We start from the raw sequence: 16,381 nt of genomic DNA, 5'->3' as shown, positions 1-16,381 counted from the left end.
GCCATGACAGGAACAAGCAGCGTGAACATGTCCCGATCGGTCGCCGGCACCGTGGCCGTCTACGGAGCCTTCCTGGTGCTCTGCTTCGCCGTGGCGGCCACCGGCGGCATCGCCAATTCCTACGGCCTGTCCGGCTGGTACCCGACCCTGGTCAAGCCGTCGTTCAATCCGCCGAACTGGCTCTTCGGGCCGGTCTGGACGGTGCTCTACATCATGATCGCGGTGTCCGGCGCCCGGCTCGTCCTGTCCCCTGCCGAGGACAAGGAGCCAGCCATCGCGCTCTACGGCGTTCAACTCGCGCTCAACGCGGCGTGGTCCTGGGTGTTCTTCTACGGCCAGGCGATGGGCGCCGCGGCGATCGTCATCGTCGCCATGTGGCTCGCCATCCTCGGCAACATCGTCTTCGCCTGGAGCAAGGATCGCGTGGCGTCCCTGCTGCTGATCCCCTATCTTGCCTGGGTGAGTTTCGCGACGGTGCTGAACATCGCCATCTGGCGCCTCAACAGCTGACGGAAGGGCCATCCATGCCGATCAACCTGCTCGTGCCCGTCGCCGTCGGGGCGGTCGCCATCGTCCTCGTCATGGGCCTCATCAACATGATGCGCGGCGGCAGCCCCAACACATCCCAGAAGCTGATGCGCTGGCGCGTCGGGCTGCAATTCGTGGCCATTGTCGTGATCGTGATCGCCATCTATGTGAAGGCCAATGGCGGCTGACCGCCGTCGGAACAGCGATCCATGGTCAAGCTCAACAAGATCTACACCAAGACCGGCGACGACGGCACGACGGGCCTCGCGGCCGGCCCGCGGCGCCTGAAGTCGGACCTGCGGGTCGAGGCCTATGGCTGCATCGACGAGGCCAATTCCGCCATCGGGATTGCCCGTCTGCACACGGCCACCGACCCGGTCGTGGACGCCATGCTCATGCGCATCCAGAACGACATGTTCGACCTCGGTGCGGACCTCGCCACGCCCGATCTCGGCGAGGACCTGGGCTATGAGCCGCTGCGCATCGTCGAGGCGCAGGTGAAGCGCATCGAGGCCGAGATCGACCAGCTTAATGCCGAGCTCGATCCGCTGAAGAGCTTCATCCTGCCCGGCGGCAGCCCGGCCTCGGCCTATCTGCACCTCGCCCGCACCATGGCCCGGCGCGCCGAGCGCATCATGGTCGACCTCGTCCGCCGCCCGGGCGAGGAGGTGTCACGGCCGGCGCTGGAATATGTGAACCGCCTGTCGGACTTCCTCTTCGTCGCCGCCCGCTATCTCAACAACAAGGGCAAGGCGGATGTCCTGTGGGTGCCGGGCAAGAACCGGTAGAGCCCCCATGTCTTGACAGCGTCATGCGCCGATAGCATTTAGCTGCGCATGTTCAGCACCGTGACCACCCGCCGACGCCGTATCCTCATCCAGCGATGAGCGCGTGCGGCCGTGTGGCTTGCTGATCGACCCGATCGCCGCGCTCCCAGCGCGGCTTTTTTGTATCCGACATCCTGACCCGACTTCTCGCACCCTGCGGAGACTGCCATGGCGACCAAGGCCAAAATCGCGATCCTCGGCGCGTCCGGTTACACCGGCGCCGACGCCGTCCGCCTCGCCGCGCGCCATCCGCATGTCGAGATCACCGCGCTGACCGCCAACACCCATGCCGGCAAGTCCATGGCCGACGTCTTCCCGCATTTCTTCATGCTGGACCTGCCGAAGCTAGTGACCTGGGAGAGCGTCGACTGGAGCGGCCTCGATGCGGTGTTCTGCGGCTTGCCGCACGGCACGACGCAGGAGATCACCGCAGCGGTGCTGAAGGCCAATCCCAAGATCAAGATCCTCGACATGTCCGCCGATTTCCGGCTGCGCGACGGGGCGACCTATGCCGAGTGGTATGGCCACGAGCATCAGGCGCCGGAGCTGCAGAAGGAGGCGGTCTACGGCCTCACCGAGCTCTACCGCGACGACATCACCAAGGCGCGGCTCGTGGCCTGCCCGGGCTGCTACCCGACCGCGACCCTGCTCGCGCTGGTGCCGGTGGCCAAGGCCGGCCTCATCCACGCCGATGACATCATCGTCGATGCCAAGTCGGGCGTGACGGGGGCCGGGCGCGGGCTCAAGCAGAACACGCTGTTCTCGGAGGCCGGGGAGGGGCTGTCGCCCTATTCCATCGGCAAGCATCGCCACGCTCCGGAGATCGAGCAGGAGATCGGCGTCGCCGTCGGGGGCAAGGTCACCATCAACTTCACGCCCCACCTCATCCCGATGGCGCGCGGCGAGCTCTGCACCTCCTATGTGAAGCTGAACGGCGCCACCGCCGATGACCTGCGCCAGGCGCTCGCCGATGCCTACAAGGACGAGCCCTTCGTCCATGTGGCGCCGAAGGGCGTGGTGCCGCAGACGCAGAATGTCCGCGGCTCGAACTATGTGCAGATCGGCGTCTTCCCCGACCGCATTCCCGGCAGGGCCATCATCATCTCGACGCTGGACAACCTGGTGAAGGGCTCCGCTGGCCAGGCGCTGCAGAACATGAACCTCGTCCTCGGCTTCCCCGAGACGATGGGGCTCGAGCAGATCGCGCTGTTCCCGTAAGCGACGTGGGCCGGCGGCAAGGCCGGCCCACCACCGTCAGGGCATCATCAGCCGGGCGAACTTGGCGCGCTGGACGTCGTTCCAGGGCGTCGAGCGCCCGGTCGTCTTGTCCACCTGCGCGGTGGTCGAGGAGCCGGAGACGTGGCGCACGCCGTCGACGAAGACCGCCTGGTCGAAGGTGAGCGACGACGCACCAACGCGGCGGATGCCGGAAACGATCTGCACCGAGCCGGGATAGAGGATCTCCCGGTGGAACTCGATCTCCACATGCACCAGCGAGATGCCGCGCCCTTCCGCGGTCAGCCGGATGCCCTCGCGATCGAAGAACTCGGTGCGGCCGATCTCCAGATAGGTGCCGATCACCGCGTTGTTGACGTGGTTGTTGGGGTCGAGGTCGCCGTAGCGGACGGGATGCACGGTGAGGAAGGGGTAGGAGGCGAGCGGGGCGCGCTCGTCGACGGGAATACGCACTGTCAGTCCTTCACTTTCACATAGCGCCCGGGCGCGTCCTCGATGGGCGGATGGGCATTGGAGCCGGGGCGGCGGGCGGGGACCTCCTCGCCGTCATGGCTGCGGATCCATTCGCGCCAGTGCGGCCACCAGGAGCCGGGGTGCTCCTCGGCCTTGGCCACCCAGTCCTCGAAGGCGCCCTCGGGGCGGCCGCCTGTCCAGAACTGATATTTCTTCTTCTCTGGCGGATTAACGACGCCCGCAATGTGGCCCGACCCCGCCATGACATAATCGACCGGACCCCCGAAGCTCTGCGAGCCGAGGAAGACCGAGCGGGCGGGCGCGATGTGGTCCTCGCGCGCGGCGAGATTGTAGACCGGCACGGTCACCTTCTTGAGGTCCAGCGTCTCGCCGGCGACCACCATGCGGCCCTGGCTGAGGTCGTTCTGCAGGTAGCAGTGGCGCAGGTAGAAGGAATGGTTCGCCGCCGGCATGCGCGGGGAATCGGCGTTCCAGTAGAGCAGGTCGAAGGGCATCGGCTGCTTGCCCTTCATGTAGTTGTTGACGAAATAGCTCCAGATCAGGTCGTTCGAGCGCAGCATGTTGAAGGCGTTGGCCATCTGCTTGCCCTCAAGATAGCCGGTCTGGGCCATGCGCTTCTCAAGCGTCTGGATCTGCTCCTCGTCGACGAAGACCTTGAGGTCGCCGGCATAGGTGAAGTCGACCTGGGTGGTGAAGAAGGTCGCGGTCTCCACGAGGTCGATGTCGCGCGCCGCCATGTAGGCGAGGGCGACGGCGAGCAGCGTGCCACCGACGCAGTAGCCGATGGCGTGGACCTTCTCCTCGCCGGTGATCTCGCCGGCGACGCGGAAGGCGGCGAGCGGGCCCTCCAGCATGTAGTCGTCGAAGCTCTTGTGGGCGTGGCGCTGGTCCGGATTGACCCAGGAGACCACGAAGACCGTGAGGCCTTGCGACACCGCCCAGCGGATGAAGCTTTTCTCCTGGGTGAGGTCGAGGATGTAGAACTTGTTGATCCAGGGCGGCACGATGACCAGCGGGATCTTGCCGACGCTCGGCGTGGTCGGCTCGTACTGGATCAGCTGGATCAGGTCGTTCTCGAAGACCACCTTGCCGGGCGTCATGGCGAGGTTGACGCCCAGCGCAAACTGGCTGTCGTCGGACTGGCGGATCTTCAGGTCGCCGCCGCCGCGCTCGATATCCTCGGCGAACATCTTCATGCCGCGCACCAGGTTCTCGGCATTGGACGAGATCGTCTCGCGCAGCAGTTCGGGATTGGTGACGACGAAGTTGGAGGGCGACAGCGCGTTGGCGATCTGCTTGGCGTAGAAGGCCGCCTTGTGCTTGAGGTGCTCGTCGAGCTCGGCCTCGTTGACGAACTTGTCGGCGAGGCTGGTCGTGACGAGGTAGAACTGCTTCAGGAAGTCGAAGAACGGGTTCTTCTCCCATTGCGGGTCCTTGAACCGGGCGTCCCGCGGGTCGGGCTTCACCGCGGGCTCCACCGGCTCGCCAGCCATGGCCTTCAGCGACTTCGACCAGAGGTCCATGTAGCGGGTGACGATCTCGGTCTGCGCGGCGACGGCGCGGGACGGGTCCTTGAGCCAGAATTCCGCGACATGGCCGAGGGTCTTGGTGACCTCGGCGACCCCCTCGGGCGAATCCGTCGGGTGCTCTCCGGTTTCGCGCGGCTTGAGATAGGCGGCCAGGGCCTTGCCGCCGAGCTCCACCATGCGGGCAATGTTCCCGGCCAGCCGCTCGACATCCAGGGCCTGCAGCTTGAAGGGATCATCGGCGGTATCGGAGGCGGGGCCTGCCTTGCTCTCCGCAGGCTTGGCGTCCGCAGGTTTGGCGTCCGCGGGTTTGGGCGCGGCGATCTTCGCGACCGGCGGGTTCATCATCACCGGCGGCGGCATGAGGGGCGCCGGCTTGGGGGCCTCGGGCGGGGTGCGGTCTTCGGCCAACTGGACGGAGAGCGGCGCGCGGGCAGGGGCCTTGGGCTTGCTGGCCGGCGAGGGCGTGGCCGACGCCACCACCCGGAGGATCGGCGGTTTGCCGGGCACGGGCTTGGGAGGCGTCGGTTTGGGGGGCGCGGCTTTCGTCGCCTCCTTCACCGCGGCCTTGGCGGCCGGCTGACTGGCGACCTTGGCGGAGGGCTTGGGCGCCGACTTGGATACGGACTTGGCCTTGGACTTGGCCGTCGACGTCACAGGAGGCTTGGCTGAGGTTTTCGCGGCAGGCTTGGCCGCTTTCGTCGAAGCCGCCTTGGCCGGCGGAGTGGCGACCGCCCTCGGCGGCGCCGTCACAGCGATCTTGGCAGGGCTTTTGGCAGAGCGCTTGGCGACGGGCTTCGGGGCGTCAGCTGCCTTCGCCGCAGCCTTTTTCTCCCGTTTCAGCTCTTTCGCGGCGGCTTTTCCACTGCTGGTCCGCGCCTTGGCGGGGGCCTTCGCGGCGGCCGGCTTGTCCGAATCGCGTCTCGCCATGACCGTCCCTCCGACCCACGCCGTTTCGCCGTGACGAAATCGGTCCACTTTTTGATGAGAGCATATTAGGAAGGCGAAGCGGAGGCCGCCAAGCGAAAGATGTGTGGCCCCACCCGGAGACGGACATGGCATTCACCGAACAGGCAGTGATGGATCAGGCCAAGCGGCCGGCCCGTGATCTCCCGCGCGCCCGGCGCCGGCTGTCCGCCGCGCTGGTGCTCGCTGCAGCGGCCCTCGGGCTTGCCGGCTGCCAGCACGGCAATGACGGCTATCCCTCGCCCTACGGACCGTCGCGGGCAACGCCCCTGCCGCCGGTCGCCGGTGGCGGCTTGTGGTCGCCGGCGCCGATCCGCACCAGCGGCTATGGCGCCGCCACGCTGATCAACCGCCTGCCGCCGCCGCCGACGGTCGCGCCGCCGGCCCGCTCCTCTGAGACGCCCGAACTCCTCACCCCCGCCCAGGCGGCCGAGCGCCGCCGCCAGCTGGAGGCCGCCCGCGGCGGGGCCGCCTCCGCCATGGAGGAGCGCATCCGCAGCCAGGGCCGCGTGCGCGGTCCCGGCACCGGTGCCCGCCCGGCCATCGACCCGGCCGAGCGCGGCAGCGAGGACTAGGACGAAAGAGGGGAGGCGGGTCCACCACCTCCCGTTCCCTTGCCGTATTGCAATGTGATACGAGGCTGATCCCCTGCGGCAGGCCCGCCGCACGAGCGACGACGATGACCCAGAGCCAGTTCCACCGCATCCGCCGGCTGCCGCCTTACGTCTTCGAGCAGGTGAACAAGGTGAAGGCCGCCGCCCGGGCCAAGGGCGTCGACATCATCGACCTCGGCATGGGCAATCCCGATCTTCCGGCTCCCGATCACGTGATCGAGAAGCTGAAGGAGACGATCGGCAAGCCGCGCACCGATCGTTATTCCGCCTCCAAGGGCATTCCCGGCCTGCGCCGCGCCCAGGCCGCCTATTACGAGCGCCGTTTCGGCGTGAAGCTCGATCCGGACACCCAGGTCATCGCGACGCTGGGCTCGAAGGAGGGCTTCGCCAACATGGCCCAGGCGATCACCGCGCCGGGCGATGTCGTGCTTTGCCCCAATCCGAGCTATCCGATCCATGCCTTCGGCTTCCTGATGGCCGGCGGCGTCATCCGCTCGGTGCCGGCGACGGCGGACGAGGAGTATTTCCGGGCCATGGAGCGCGCGATGCAGCACTCCATCCCCAAGCCGATTGCGGTGGTGACCTGCTATCCGTCCAACCCGACCGCGCAGGTCGCCGATCTCGACTTCTATGCCGAGCTCGTCCGCTTCGCGAAGAAGCACGACCTCATCGTCCTGTCCGACCTCGCCTATGCCGAGGTCTATTTCGACGAGGCCAAGCCGCCGCCGTCGATCCTGCAGGTGCCGGGCGCCTTCGACGTGGCGGTGGAGTTCACCTCCATGTCCAAGACCTTCTCCATGGCCGGCTGGCGCATGGGCTTTGCGGTCGGCAACGAGCGGCTCTGCGCGGCGCTCGCCCGGGTGAAGAGCTATCTCGACTATGGCGCCTATACGCCGGTGCAGGTCGCGGCCACCGCGGCGCTCAACGGCCCGGATGACTGCATCCGCGAGATGCGCGCCACCTATCGCAAGCGCCGCGACGCCCTCGTCGAGAGCTTCCGCAATGCCGGCTGGGAGATCCCGGCGCCCGAGGCATCCATGTTCGCCTGGGTGCCGATCCCGGAGCCGTTCAAGCCGCTTGGCTCGCTCGAATTCGCCAAGCTCCTGGTCGAGAAGGCCGAAGTCGCTGTGGCGCCCGGCATCGGCTTCGGCGAGCATGGCGACGATTATGTGCGCATCGCCGTCGTCGAGAACGAGCAGCGCATTCGCCAGGCGGCGCGCAACGTGAAGCGTTTCTTCGATGGGGCCTCCACGACGCTGCACAACGTCATCCCCATCGCCGCCGCAGGGCGCTGACCTCGCTCAGCTGACTTCGAAGCATAGGGAGAGCGCCATGCTGCGCATCGTCGTCGCCGGCGCCTCCGGCTGGGTTGGCCGTGAACTGATCAAGGCCGTCGCCGCAGCCCCCGATCTCGCGCTGGCAGGGGCGGTTTCCCGCTCCGCCGCAGGCCGGGATGCGGGGGAGGTTGCCGGTGTGCCGGCCCTCGGCGTCGCGGTCTCCGCCTCGCTCGCCGAGGCGCTCGCGGTGCCGAGCGATGTCGTCATCGACTATACCAAGCCGCATGTGGTGAAGGGCCATGCCCTCGAGGCCCTCGCGGCCGGTCGCCACGTGGTCGTCGGCACCTCCGGCCTTGGCGCCGACGACTATGCGGAGATCGACGCCGCCGCGAAGGCGGCGGGCCGGGGCGTCATTGCCGCGGGCAATTTCTCGATCACCGCCTCGCTGCTGAAGCGCTTCGCCACCATGGCGGCGCGCCACGTGCCCGATGTCGAGATCATCGACTACGCCTCCGCCAAGAAGCCCGACACGCCCTCAGGGACGGGCCGCGAGCTCGGCGAGATCCTGTCGAAGGTCCGCCTCGCGCCGACCTCCAAGCCGGTCGATGAGCTGGGCGGCATCCGCGAGACGCGCGGCGGCGCCGTCAATGCCGGCGGCATCGCCGTGCAGGTCCATTCGGTGCGGATGCCGTCCTTCGTCCTGTCGGCCGAGGCGATCTTCGGCCTGCCGGACGAGCGGCTCACCATCCGCCACGATGCCGGCTCGTCAGCCGCTCCTTACGTCGGCGGCACGCTGCTGGCGGCGCGCAAGGTCGGCGAGATCACCGGCCTTGTGCGCGGCATCGACCATCTCCTGGACTGACCGGAAGGCCGCTACGGCCGTCTGTCACGCCGCCGTGGCCGCTTCAGCGTCCTTGGTCCTGACCTTCACCGGGATCAGCAGGTAGCGAACGCCATTGGCCTCCGCCTGAGGGAAGCGGCCGGCCCGGATGTTGACCTGGATCGAGGGCAGCAGAAGGCGCGGCACGGCCAGCTTGGCGTCGCGCGCCTCGCGCATGGCGACAAATTCGCCCTCATCCGTTCCGTCCCGGACATGGACATTGGCCGCGCGCTGTTCGGCCACCGTCGTCTCCCAGGCATAGTGGTCGCGACCCGGCGCCTTGTAGTCGTGGCAGAGGAACAGGCGAGTCTCGGGCGGCAGCGACAGCACCTTCTGGATCGACCGATAGAGGGTGCGGGCATCACCGCCGGGGAAGTCGGCACGGGCGGTGCCGAAGTCCGGCATGAACAGGGTGTCGCCGACGAAGGCTGCGTCCTCGATCCGGTAGACGATGTCGGCCGGCGTGTGGCCTGGCGTGTGCAGGATCGATCCCGTGAGCTCGCCGATGGCGAAGGTCTCGCCATCCCTGAACAGGTGATCGAAATCACTGCCGTCCGTCTTCAGGTCCGTGGCGTTGAAGACAGGGCGGAAGATGCGCTGCACATCCTTGATGTGCTCGCCGATCCCGATCTTCGCGCCGGTCTTCGCCTTGATGAGGGGCGAACCGGACAGATGGTCGGCATGGGCGTGGGTCTCGAGCGTCCAGACGATCCGGTAGCCCTCGGCGGCGGCCTTGCCGAGGATCGCATCGACCGAGCGGGTGTCGACCTCGCCCGCGTTCTGATCGTAGTCGAGCACCGGATCGATCACGGCGGCCTCGCGGGTCACCGGATCGGCCACCAGGTGGCTGACCGTGAAGGTTGCCTCGTCGAAGAACGAGTGAATGTGGGGCGTGCGGTCGGACGGCATGGCGTGCTCCGTTCAGCGTGTCGCTGTTGACAGATATATTCGGAACATCTAAATAAGCAACAGCTAAATTAGAGATGACCAATGAACTCGGGTCTTGAAGCGGTCGATCCCGCGGCTTTCGAAGCCAATGCGCTGGAAGTCGCCGATGTCCTGCGCGCCCTCGCCAATGAGCGGCGCCTGCAGATCCTCTGCGTCCTGATGGAGCGGGAGGAAACCAATGTCGGGACGCTCGTCAGCCGGATCGGCATCAGCCAGTCCGCGCTGTCCCAGCACCTCGCCAAGATGCGCGACGAGGGCATCCTCGCCTTTCGCCGGGAGAGCCAGACGCTCTGGTACCGCATCGTCGATCCCCGCATCCGCGAGCTCATGGCCGAACTCTATCGCCTGCACTGCCAAAAGGCCTGACCCCCTACGCCGAGGACCATTCCCATGACCATCAAGCACATTGCCCCCGCCGAAGCCTTCGCCATGCTGTCCCACGGCGCGATCCTGGTCGATATCCGCGAGATGGATGAATGGCGCCGCGAGCATGTTCCGCTGGCCAGCCACCATGCGCTGTCCGCCATCGAGCGTGATCCGCCGAAGGCGAGCGGCGCCGTCATCTTCCACTGCCGCAGCGGCAACCGGACGAGTGTCAATGCCCAGCGTCTCGCGGCCACCGTGCCGGGGGCGAAGGTCTATGTGCTCGACGGCGGTATCGAGGCCTGGCGCGACGCGGGGCTTCCCATTGTCAGGGACGTGAAGCAGCCCATCGAGATCATGCGCCAGGTGCAGATCGTGGCGGGAACGCTGGTGGCCGTTGGCACGGCGCTTGGCGTTCTCATCCATCCCGGTTTCCTCGCCGTTCCAGGCTTTGTCGGGGCGGGCCTTGCCTTCGCCGGTGTGACGGGAACCTGCGCCATGGCCCGCATTCTCTCGCTCGCCCCCTGGAATCGCCCGGCCCTGACCTCGGCCAGCGCCTGAGATCCAGCCGCCAACCGAAGGGGCCGCTCATGCCGAACGATCTGCTCTCGGGCCTGTCCGGGGCCCTCGTCGGCGCGATCCTCGGCCTCGTCGGTGGTGGGGGATCGGTGCTGGCCGTGCCGCTGCTCGTCTATGGCGTCGGCGTCTCCTCGACCCATGTCGCCATCGGCACCAGCGCGCTCGCGGTTGCCGCGAGCGCCCTGGCCAATCTCATGGGGCACTGGCGTGCCGGCACGGTGAAATGGCGCTGCGGCCTGACCTTTGCCGCCGCCGGTGTCGTCGGCGCTTTCGCGGGTTCGATGGCGGCCAAGGCGGTCGATGGCGCCCAGCTTCTGGCGCTGTTCGGCGCGCTGATGATCATGGTCGGTATCGCCATGTTCCTGAAGCGCAAGGCCGAGGGCGATCCGGCGGTGCGGCTTAACCGGGCCTCGGCGCGGCACCTCCTGCCGGCCCTCATCGCGGGCGGCCTCGGCGTCGGGCTGCTCAGCGGCTTCTTCGGGATCGGTGGAGGCTTCCTCATCGTGCCGGCCCTGATGGTGGCGACCGGCATGTCGCTGCCCTTCGCCATCGGCACCTCGCTCATTGCCGTGACCGCCTTCGGCGCCGCGACCGCCACCAGCTATGCCATGTCCGGCCTGATCGACTGGCGTATCGCGGGCATCTTCGTCCTCGGGGGCGTCCTGGGCGGGATGGGCGGCGGCGCCTTGGGTCGCTTGCTCGCCGGCCGCAAGGGCGCCCTCGGCACCGTGCTCGCAGGCGTGATCGTCGTCGTCGGGCTCTATGTGGTCGCCCGCAGCATCGGTGCGACCGTCGACTGACGGGATCCCGCTCGTCCACCGTGATCCCGCCGGCGATGAGCCGCCATTCCTTGCCTTGACCGGTCAAATCGGGCACAAGCCCGGCGCGGCGCTCTCGTCGCGGCATTGCGGATCGATCACCCATGCAGGACGTCTTGAAAGTCGGCATTGCCGGCCTCGGCACGGTCGGGGCCTCGGTGGTCCGGCTCATCGCCAAGCGCGACAACCGGTTGGCGGAGGCTGCCGGCCGCCCGATCCGCGTCACGGCCGTCACCGCCCGCTCGAGGCGCAAGGACCGCGGCATCGACCTGTCGGGCGTGCGCTGGGCCGCCGACCCGGTGAGCCTCGCCGCGGATCCGGACATTGATGTCTTTGTCGAACTGGTGGGCGGCGCCGAGGGTCCGGCGCGGGAGGCCGTCGAGATGGCCTTGTCCAAGGGCAAGGCCGTGGTCACCGCCAACAAGGCCCTGCTTGCCGCCCATGGCCCGGCGCTGGCCCGCAAGGCCGAGGCCAAGGGCGTTGCCCTCAATTTCGAGGCGGCCGTCGCCGGCGGCATCCCCGTCATCAAGACGCTGCGCGAGAGCCTGCTCGGCAATACGATCGAGCGCGTCTACGGCATCCTCAACGGCACCTGCAACTACATCCTCACCCGCATGGCGGAGGAGGGCATCGCCTTCGAGGACTGCCTGAAGGATGCGCAGAAGCTCGGCTATGCCGAAGCCGACCCGACTTTCGACGTCGACGGCTTCGATACCGCCCACAAGCTCTCGCTGCTCACCAGCCTCGCCTTCGGCACGCTGGTCGACACCAAGGGCATCTCCATCGAGGGCATCCGGTCGATCAAGCCGGTGGACCTGCGCATGGCCGAGGAACTCGGCTACCGGGTCAAGCTGCTGGGTGTCGCCCAGCGCACGGCCGACGGCGTCGAGCAGCGCGTCCACCCGACCTTCGTGCCGAAGGATGCCGCCATCGCCCAGGTGAACGGCGTGCTCAATGCCGTCGCGATCGATGCCGATGCCGTGGATCTGACCCTGGTCGGCCCCGGTGCCGGTGGCGACGCCACTGCGTCGGCCGTCATTGCCGATATCGTCGATGTCGCCCGCGGCCATCGCACCGCGCCCTTCATCCGCCCGGTCGCGGCCCTGACCAAGCCGAGCCGCGCGCCGATGACCCGCCACGAGGGCGGCTACTACATCCGCCTCGAGGTGGTCGATCGCCCCGGCACTGCCGCGCGGATCGCCTCGCGGATGGCGCAGAACAACATCTCGCTGGAATCGATCGTGCAGCGTCGCACCGGACCGGTGCGCGGCGGCACCGACCCGGCCGCCGCCGCCGCGCCGGCGCCGGTGGTCCTCATCACCTATGCGACGACCGAAGCCGCTGTGCGGCGGGCCCTCAAGGCCATGGATTCCGATGGTATCCTGATCGGCGCGCCGCAGGTTATCCGCATCGAGCGCGACTGAACCCGCGCTTCCGCAGTCAATAGAAAAGACTCTCACGGGGACGTCATATGGCCGAGCACGGGCTTTCCATTCCGAAAAACCTCATCATCGAGCGCGTTCTCTCGATGGAGCTCGTCCGCGTCACCGAGCGTGCCGCCGTGGCCTCGGCCCGGCTGCGCGGCCGCGGCAACGAGAAGGCCGCTGACCAGGCCGCCGTGGACGCCATGCGCCGCGAGCTGAACAAGCTGCCCATCGACGGCACGGTGGTGATCGGCGAGGGCGAGCGCGACGAGGCGCCGATGCTCTATATCGGCGAGGAAGTCGGCACCAAGAAGGGCCCGAAGGTTGACATCGCCCTGGACCCGCTGGAGGGCACCACCCTCTGCGCCAAGGACATGCCCGGCTCCATCGCCGTCATCGCCATGGCCGAGCACGGCTCGCTGCTGAACGCCCCCGACGTCTACATGGACAAGATCGCCGTCGGCCCGGGCTATCCCAAGGGCGTCGTCGATCTCGACGCCTCGCCGGTCGACAACATCCACGCCATCGCCAAGGCCAAGGGCGTGAAGCCCAACGAGATCACCGCGCTGATCATGGACCGGCCGCGCCACGCCAAGCTGATCGAGGCCGTGCGCTCGACCGGCGCCGCCATCCGCCTCATCACCGATGGTGACGTGGCCGGCGTCATCCACACGGCGAGCGTCGCCGAGACCGGCATCGACATCTATCTCGGCATCGGCGGCGCCCCCGAGGGCGTGCTCGCCGCGGCGGCGCTGCGCTGCGTCGGCGGCCAGATGCAGGGCCGCCTGATCCTCGACACCGAGGCCAAGGTGGAGCGCGCCCGCAAGATGGGCGTGAAGGATCCGAACAAGAAGTACGCCATGGAGGAGATGGCCTCCGGCGACGTCATCGTCGCGGCGACTGGCGTCACCGACGGCGCGCTCCTGAAGGGCGTCTTCTTCGGCCCCGACATGATCACCACCGAGACCATCGTCTATCGCTCGACCACCGGCACTGTGCGCCGCATTCTCGGCGAGCACCGGCAGCTCGAGAAGTTCCACCTCGACTGACGCCATGGAGAGGCGCCGGCTGTTCCTCGGAGTTGAACGGTCGGCCCTTGGCCGCGCCTGGCGCGATCGCCTCGACGACGTGGCGCGGGCCCAGGCCCTTGCCATCACGCAGCAGCACGGCTTGCCCGACATCCTCTCGCGCATCCTCGCAGGGCGAGGCGTCGCGCCCGAGACGGTGGATGCCTTCCTCGAGCCGACCATCCGCGAGGCCATGCCCGACCCGTCGGTCCTCACCGACATGGACCGGGCGGTGGAGCGCCTCGCCAAGGCGGTCATCGACGGCGAGCAGGTGGCGATCTTCGGCGACTATGACGTCGATGGCGCGACCTCCTCGGCCGTGCTGACGCTGTTCCTGCGGGCCGCGGGCCTCGACCCCTTCGTCCATATTCCCGACCGCATCTTCGAGGGCTATGGCCCCAATACCGAGGCGCTGAAGACGCTCGCCGGGCGCGGCGCCACGCTGCTCGTGACCCTCGACTGCGGCACCACCAGTCATCAGGTGCTGGGCGAGGCCGCGCGCCTCGGCCTCGATGTCGTGGTCTGCGACCACCACCAGGCCGACGAGGTGCTGCCCTCGGTGGAGGCGGTGGTGAACCCCAACCGGCTCGACGACCTCTCGGGGCTTGGGCAGCTCTGTGCGGCGGGCGTCACCTTCATGCTGGTCGTGGCGCTCAACCGGCACCTGCGCGGCAAGGGCTTCTGGACGACCGCCCGCCCCGAGCCGGACCTCATGCGGTACGTCGATCTGGTGGCGCTCGGGACGGTGGCCGACGTGGTGCCACTCACCGGCCTCAACCGGGCTTTCGTCGCGCGCGGCCTCGCCGTGATGCGCCGGCGGGAGAATGCCGGCCTGCGTGCCCTCATGGACGTCGCGCGGCTCGATGGGCCGCCCGCGCCCTATCATCTCGGCTTCCTGCTCGGTCCCCGCATCAATGCGGGCGGCCGCATCGGCGATGCGGCGCTGGGCCTGCGCCTGCTCATCACCGACGACACGCTGGAGGCCGGGCGCATCGCCGCCGATCTCGACCGGCTCAACCGCGAGCGGCAGGTGGTCGAGATGGGCACCGTCGCCGAAGCCGAGGCCGAGGCCCTGGCCTCGCTCGGTCCTGATGAGGAGGGCGCCTCCGTCATCGTCACGGCCGGCAATGGCTGGCATGCCGGCGTTGTCGGCCTCGTCGCCTCGCGGCTGAAGGAGCGCTTCAAGCGTCCGGCCTTTGCGGTGGCCTTCACGGGCGATACCGGAACCGGCTCCGGGCGCTCGATCGCCGGCGTCGACCTCGGCGCGGCCGTGCGCAAGGCCGTGGCGGCGGGCATCCTCGCCAAGGGCGGCGGCCACGCCATGGCTGCCGGCATTACGGTGGAGCGCGGGCAGCTCGCCGAATTCCGGGCCTATCTCGAAGAGACGCTGGGCAACGCCGTCGAGAAGGCGCGGCGCGACGAGGCACTGCTGGTCGATGCCGCGACCACCGCCGGTGCCCTGACCCACGACCTCGTGGCGACCATCGACCGCGCCGGACCCTTCGGCAGCGGCAATCCCGAGCCGGTGCTGGCGCTGCCGGCCCATGTCATCGCCCATGTCGACGAGCTGTCGGGCACCCATATGCGGGCGCGGTTGCGCAGCGGCGACGGGCGGCAGGTCGAGGCCATGGCCTTCCGCGCGGCCGGCCAGCCGCTCGGCGCCATGCTCACCGCCCATCGCGGCAAGCCTTTGCACCTTGCCGGGACGGCCTCGATCAACCGCTGGCAGGGCCAGGAGCGGGTGCAGTTCCGCATTCTCGACGCGGCGGTGCCGCCGACCGTCTGAGGTCAGGTGCCCAGGAACAGCGGCGCAAAGCTATGCCAGCTGGACCGGCGGCCGGTGGGCCGCGTCGCCCCGCGCCGGTTGAGAGCAGGCCTGTCCGCCATGTCGCGGGCCATGATCTCGCGCGCCTCGAGGGCCAGCGTCGTCGCCCGCGTCGCAAGACTGCCATCAACGGCAAGCGCTTCCCGCAATGCGCCAAGAACGCTGGCCGGTTCCATGGACGGACCGATGCAGGTTCGCGCGTCCTCCATCAGGTCGCGGAACGAGGGCCGCCATGCCGGATCGCGCAGCCGCCAGAGGACGAGGGCCACCAGCCCTTCGTTCTGCGCATGACCGTCCGATGCGGCGAAATCCGCAGACGCCAAACCCATGATGGCGAACCCATGACGCAACTGGAGACGAGGAATCGGCGGTGCCGACTGCGATGATTGCAACGTGAGGATGCGTTGCCGGCAACGGGGATGTGGAGGCCGCCACCGAGTTGTCCACAGCCTGTCATGGTGCGCTGCGATGGGCAGGGGATGTGACGTTGCGGCAGGTGGCGGCTGGTCATGTGCAAGTCACGCGTCTAGGCTGGGGTTTCCCGGCGACGAGAGCGCCGTGCGGCAGGAGGAGCGGACCATGGGATTCTTCGATTTCGTGAAGGGCGTCGGCAAGAAGCTGATGGGCGGCAGCGAGGCGCAGGCGGCGCCGGCCCCGGCGCTGACCCAGGAGGTGGCGAGCCACGGCTTCGACACGTCCAAGATCCAGATCGATTCCAGCGGCAACACGGTCCAGCTCGCGGGCGAGGTGAAGTCGCAGGAGGAGGCCGAGCGCATCATCCTCGCCCTTGGCAACACGGTGGGCGTGGAGCAGGTCGACACCAGCAAGCTGATCGTCACCGCCGAGACCCCGCCGGCCAAGATGTACACAGTGAAGAAGGGCGACACGCTCTGGAAGATCGCCGAGCAGCATTACGGCAAGGGCGCCGACTATCCGAAGATCGTCGCGGCGAACAACCCGCCGATCGTCAATCCGGACCTCATCCAGCCCGGCTGGGTCCTTCGCATTCCCTGAGGGTGCCCTATACTT

Annotated in this window: 19 protein-coding genes; 15 read left to right on the top strand and 4 right to left on the bottom strand. The window is 68.2% G+C overall.

Translation table 11 applies throughout. The features are described 5' to 3' along the window. Positions 1 to 27 precede the first annotated feature (27 nt). The 4 genes from C8P69_RS11530 (at position 28) to argC (ending at position 2,573) form a co-directional block, all read left to right on the top strand. Positions 28 to 510, top strand: coding sequence for a TspO/MBR family protein (locus tag C8P69_RS11530; RefSeq protein WP_108177529.1), 483 nt, complete (start codon positions 28 to 30; stop codon positions 508 to 510). 14 nt (positions 511 to 524) lie between these two features. Further along, complete coding sequence (locus C8P69_RS11525) at positions 525 to 716, top strand: twin transmembrane helix small protein (RefSeq protein ID WP_108177213.1); 192 nt, start codon at positions 525 to 527, stop codon at positions 714 to 716. A gap of 21 nt (positions 717 to 737) precedes the next feature. After that, positions 738 to 1,316, top strand: coding sequence for a cob(I)yrinic acid a,c-diamide adenosyltransferase (locus tag C8P69_RS11520; protein WP_108177211.1), 579 nt, complete (start codon positions 738 to 740; stop codon positions 1,314 to 1,316). A gap of 207 nt (positions 1,317 to 1,523) precedes the next feature. Beyond that, the gene (gene argC / locus C8P69_RS11515; protein WP_108177209.1) at positions 1,524 to 2,573 is read left to right on the top strand and encodes an N-acetyl-gamma-glutamyl-phosphate reductase; all 1,050 of its coding nucleotides are present in this window, start codon (positions 1,524 to 1,526) and stop codon (positions 2,571 to 2,573) included. Between the two features lie 36 nt (positions 2,574 to 2,609). On the opposite strand, the gene C8P69_RS11510 is transcribed toward argC, so the two are convergent. Together C8P69_RS11510 and phaC are read right to left on the bottom strand one after the other, a co-directional pair. Next, the gene (locus C8P69_RS11510; RefSeq protein WP_170118217.1) at positions 2,610 to 3,044 is read right to left on the bottom strand and encodes an acyl-CoA thioesterase; all 435 of its coding nucleotides are present in this window, start codon (positions 3,042 to 3,044) and stop codon (positions 2,610 to 2,612) included. A gap of 2 nt (positions 3,045 to 3,046) precedes the next feature. Then, positions 3,047 to 5,248, bottom strand: a complete 2,202-nt coding sequence (phaC, locus tag C8P69_RS11505) for a class I poly(R)-hydroxyalkanoic acid synthase (protein ID WP_245902000.1) — start codon at positions 5,246 to 5,248, stop codon at positions 3,047 to 3,049. On the opposite strand from phaC, the gene C8P69_RS24220 reads away from it, so the two are divergent. From C8P69_RS24220 to dapB, 4 genes are all read left to right on the top strand, one after another. Then, positions 5,232 to 5,555, top strand: a complete 324-nt coding sequence (locus tag C8P69_RS24220) for a hypothetical protein (RefSeq protein ID WP_245901999.1) — start codon at positions 5,232 to 5,234, stop codon at positions 5,553 to 5,555. The two genes, phaC and C8P69_RS24220, sit on opposite strands and share 17 nt — an antisense overlap. Before the next feature lie 91 nt (positions 5,556 to 5,646). Then, positions 5,647 to 6,132 carry a hypothetical protein gene (locus C8P69_RS11500; RefSeq protein ID WP_108177203.1) on the top strand — a complete coding sequence of 162 codons (486 nt, stop codon included), beginning with the start codon at positions 5,647 to 5,649 and terminating at the stop codon, positions 6,130 to 6,132. Between the two features lie 104 nt (positions 6,133 to 6,236). After that, on the top strand, positions 6,237 to 7,466 hold the full coding sequence (locus C8P69_RS11495; RefSeq protein WP_108177201.1) for an LL-diaminopimelate aminotransferase: 1,230 nt from the start codon (positions 6,237 to 6,239) through the stop codon (positions 7,464 to 7,466). Positions 7,467 to 7,503: 37 nt separating this feature from the next. Further along, the gene (gene dapB, locus C8P69_RS11490; protein ID WP_108177199.1) at positions 7,504 to 8,310 is read left to right on the top strand and encodes a 4-hydroxy-tetrahydrodipicolinate reductase; all 807 of its coding nucleotides are present in this window, start codon (positions 7,504 to 7,506) and stop codon (positions 8,308 to 8,310) included. 24 nt (positions 8,311 to 8,334) lie between these two features. On the opposite strand, the gene C8P69_RS11485 is transcribed toward dapB, so the two are convergent. Then, positions 8,335 to 9,237: an MBL fold metallo-hydrolase gene (locus C8P69_RS11485; protein ID WP_108177197.1), complete on the bottom strand. Its 903-nt coding sequence runs from the start codon at positions 9,235 to 9,237 to the stop codon at positions 8,335 to 8,337. An 81-nt stretch (positions 9,238 to 9,318) separates the two neighbouring features. On the opposite strand from C8P69_RS11485, the gene C8P69_RS11480 reads away from it, so the two are divergent. From C8P69_RS11480 to recJ, 6 genes are all read left to right on the top strand, one after another. Beyond that, positions 9,319 to 9,642 carry an ArsR/SmtB family transcription factor gene (locus tag C8P69_RS11480; RefSeq protein WP_108177195.1) on the top strand — a complete coding sequence of 108 codons (324 nt, stop codon included), beginning with the start codon at positions 9,319 to 9,321 and terminating at the stop codon, positions 9,640 to 9,642. Between the two features lie 24 nt (positions 9,643 to 9,666). Then, positions 9,667 to 10,200: a rhodanese family protein gene (locus tag C8P69_RS11475; RefSeq protein ID WP_108177194.1), complete on the top strand. Its 534-nt coding sequence runs from the start codon at positions 9,667 to 9,669 to the stop codon at positions 10,198 to 10,200. A gap of 29 nt (positions 10,201 to 10,229) precedes the next feature. Then, positions 10,230 to 11,018, top strand: a complete 789-nt coding sequence (locus C8P69_RS11470) for a sulfite exporter TauE/SafE family protein (RefSeq protein ID WP_108177192.1) — start codon at positions 10,230 to 10,232, stop codon at positions 11,016 to 11,018. A gap of 122 nt (positions 11,019 to 11,140) precedes the next feature. After that, the gene (locus tag C8P69_RS11465; protein WP_108177190.1) at positions 11,141 to 12,460 is read left to right on the top strand and encodes a homoserine dehydrogenase; all 1,320 of its coding nucleotides are present in this window, start codon (positions 11,141 to 11,143) and stop codon (positions 12,458 to 12,460) included. Between the two features lie 47 nt (positions 12,461 to 12,507). Next, a complete protein-coding gene (gene glpX, locus C8P69_RS11460; RefSeq protein WP_108177188.1) occupies positions 12,508 to 13,509 on the top strand; it encodes a class II fructose-bisphosphatase in 1,002 nt (333 codons plus the stop codon). A 4-nt stretch (positions 13,510 to 13,513) separates the two neighbouring features. Beyond that, positions 13,514 to 15,313, top strand: a complete 1,800-nt coding sequence (gene recJ, locus C8P69_RS11455) for a single-stranded-DNA-specific exonuclease RecJ (RefSeq protein ID WP_108177186.1) — start codon at positions 13,514 to 13,516, stop codon at positions 15,311 to 15,313. A gap of 2 nt (positions 15,314 to 15,315) precedes the next feature. On the opposite strand, the gene C8P69_RS11450 is transcribed toward recJ, so the two are convergent. Then, positions 15,316 to 15,621, bottom strand: coding sequence for a hypothetical protein (locus C8P69_RS11450; protein WP_146167319.1), 306 nt, complete (start codon positions 15,619 to 15,621; stop codon positions 15,316 to 15,318). A gap of 310 nt (positions 15,622 to 15,931) precedes the next feature. Here C8P69_RS11450 and lysM point away from each other — a divergent pair, with 310 nt between their 5' ends. Continuing rightward, positions 15,932 to 16,366 (top strand): peptidoglycan-binding protein LysM, encoded by a 435-nt coding sequence (lysM, locus tag C8P69_RS11445; protein ID WP_108177182.1) that lies wholly within the window; start codon positions 15,932 to 15,934, stop codon positions 16,364 to 16,366. The last annotated feature ends 15 nt before the right edge of the window (positions 16,367 to 16,381 follow it).

The sequence above is a fragment of the Phreatobacter oligotrophus genome (genome assembly GCF_003046185.1).
Taxonomy (GTDB): domain Bacteria; phylum Pseudomonadota; class Alphaproteobacteria; order Rhizobiales; family Phreatobacteraceae; genus Phreatobacter; species Phreatobacter oligotrophus.
Note: the sequence above shows the minus strand (reverse complement) of the source record. Positions and strands in the feature narration are given on the sequence as shown.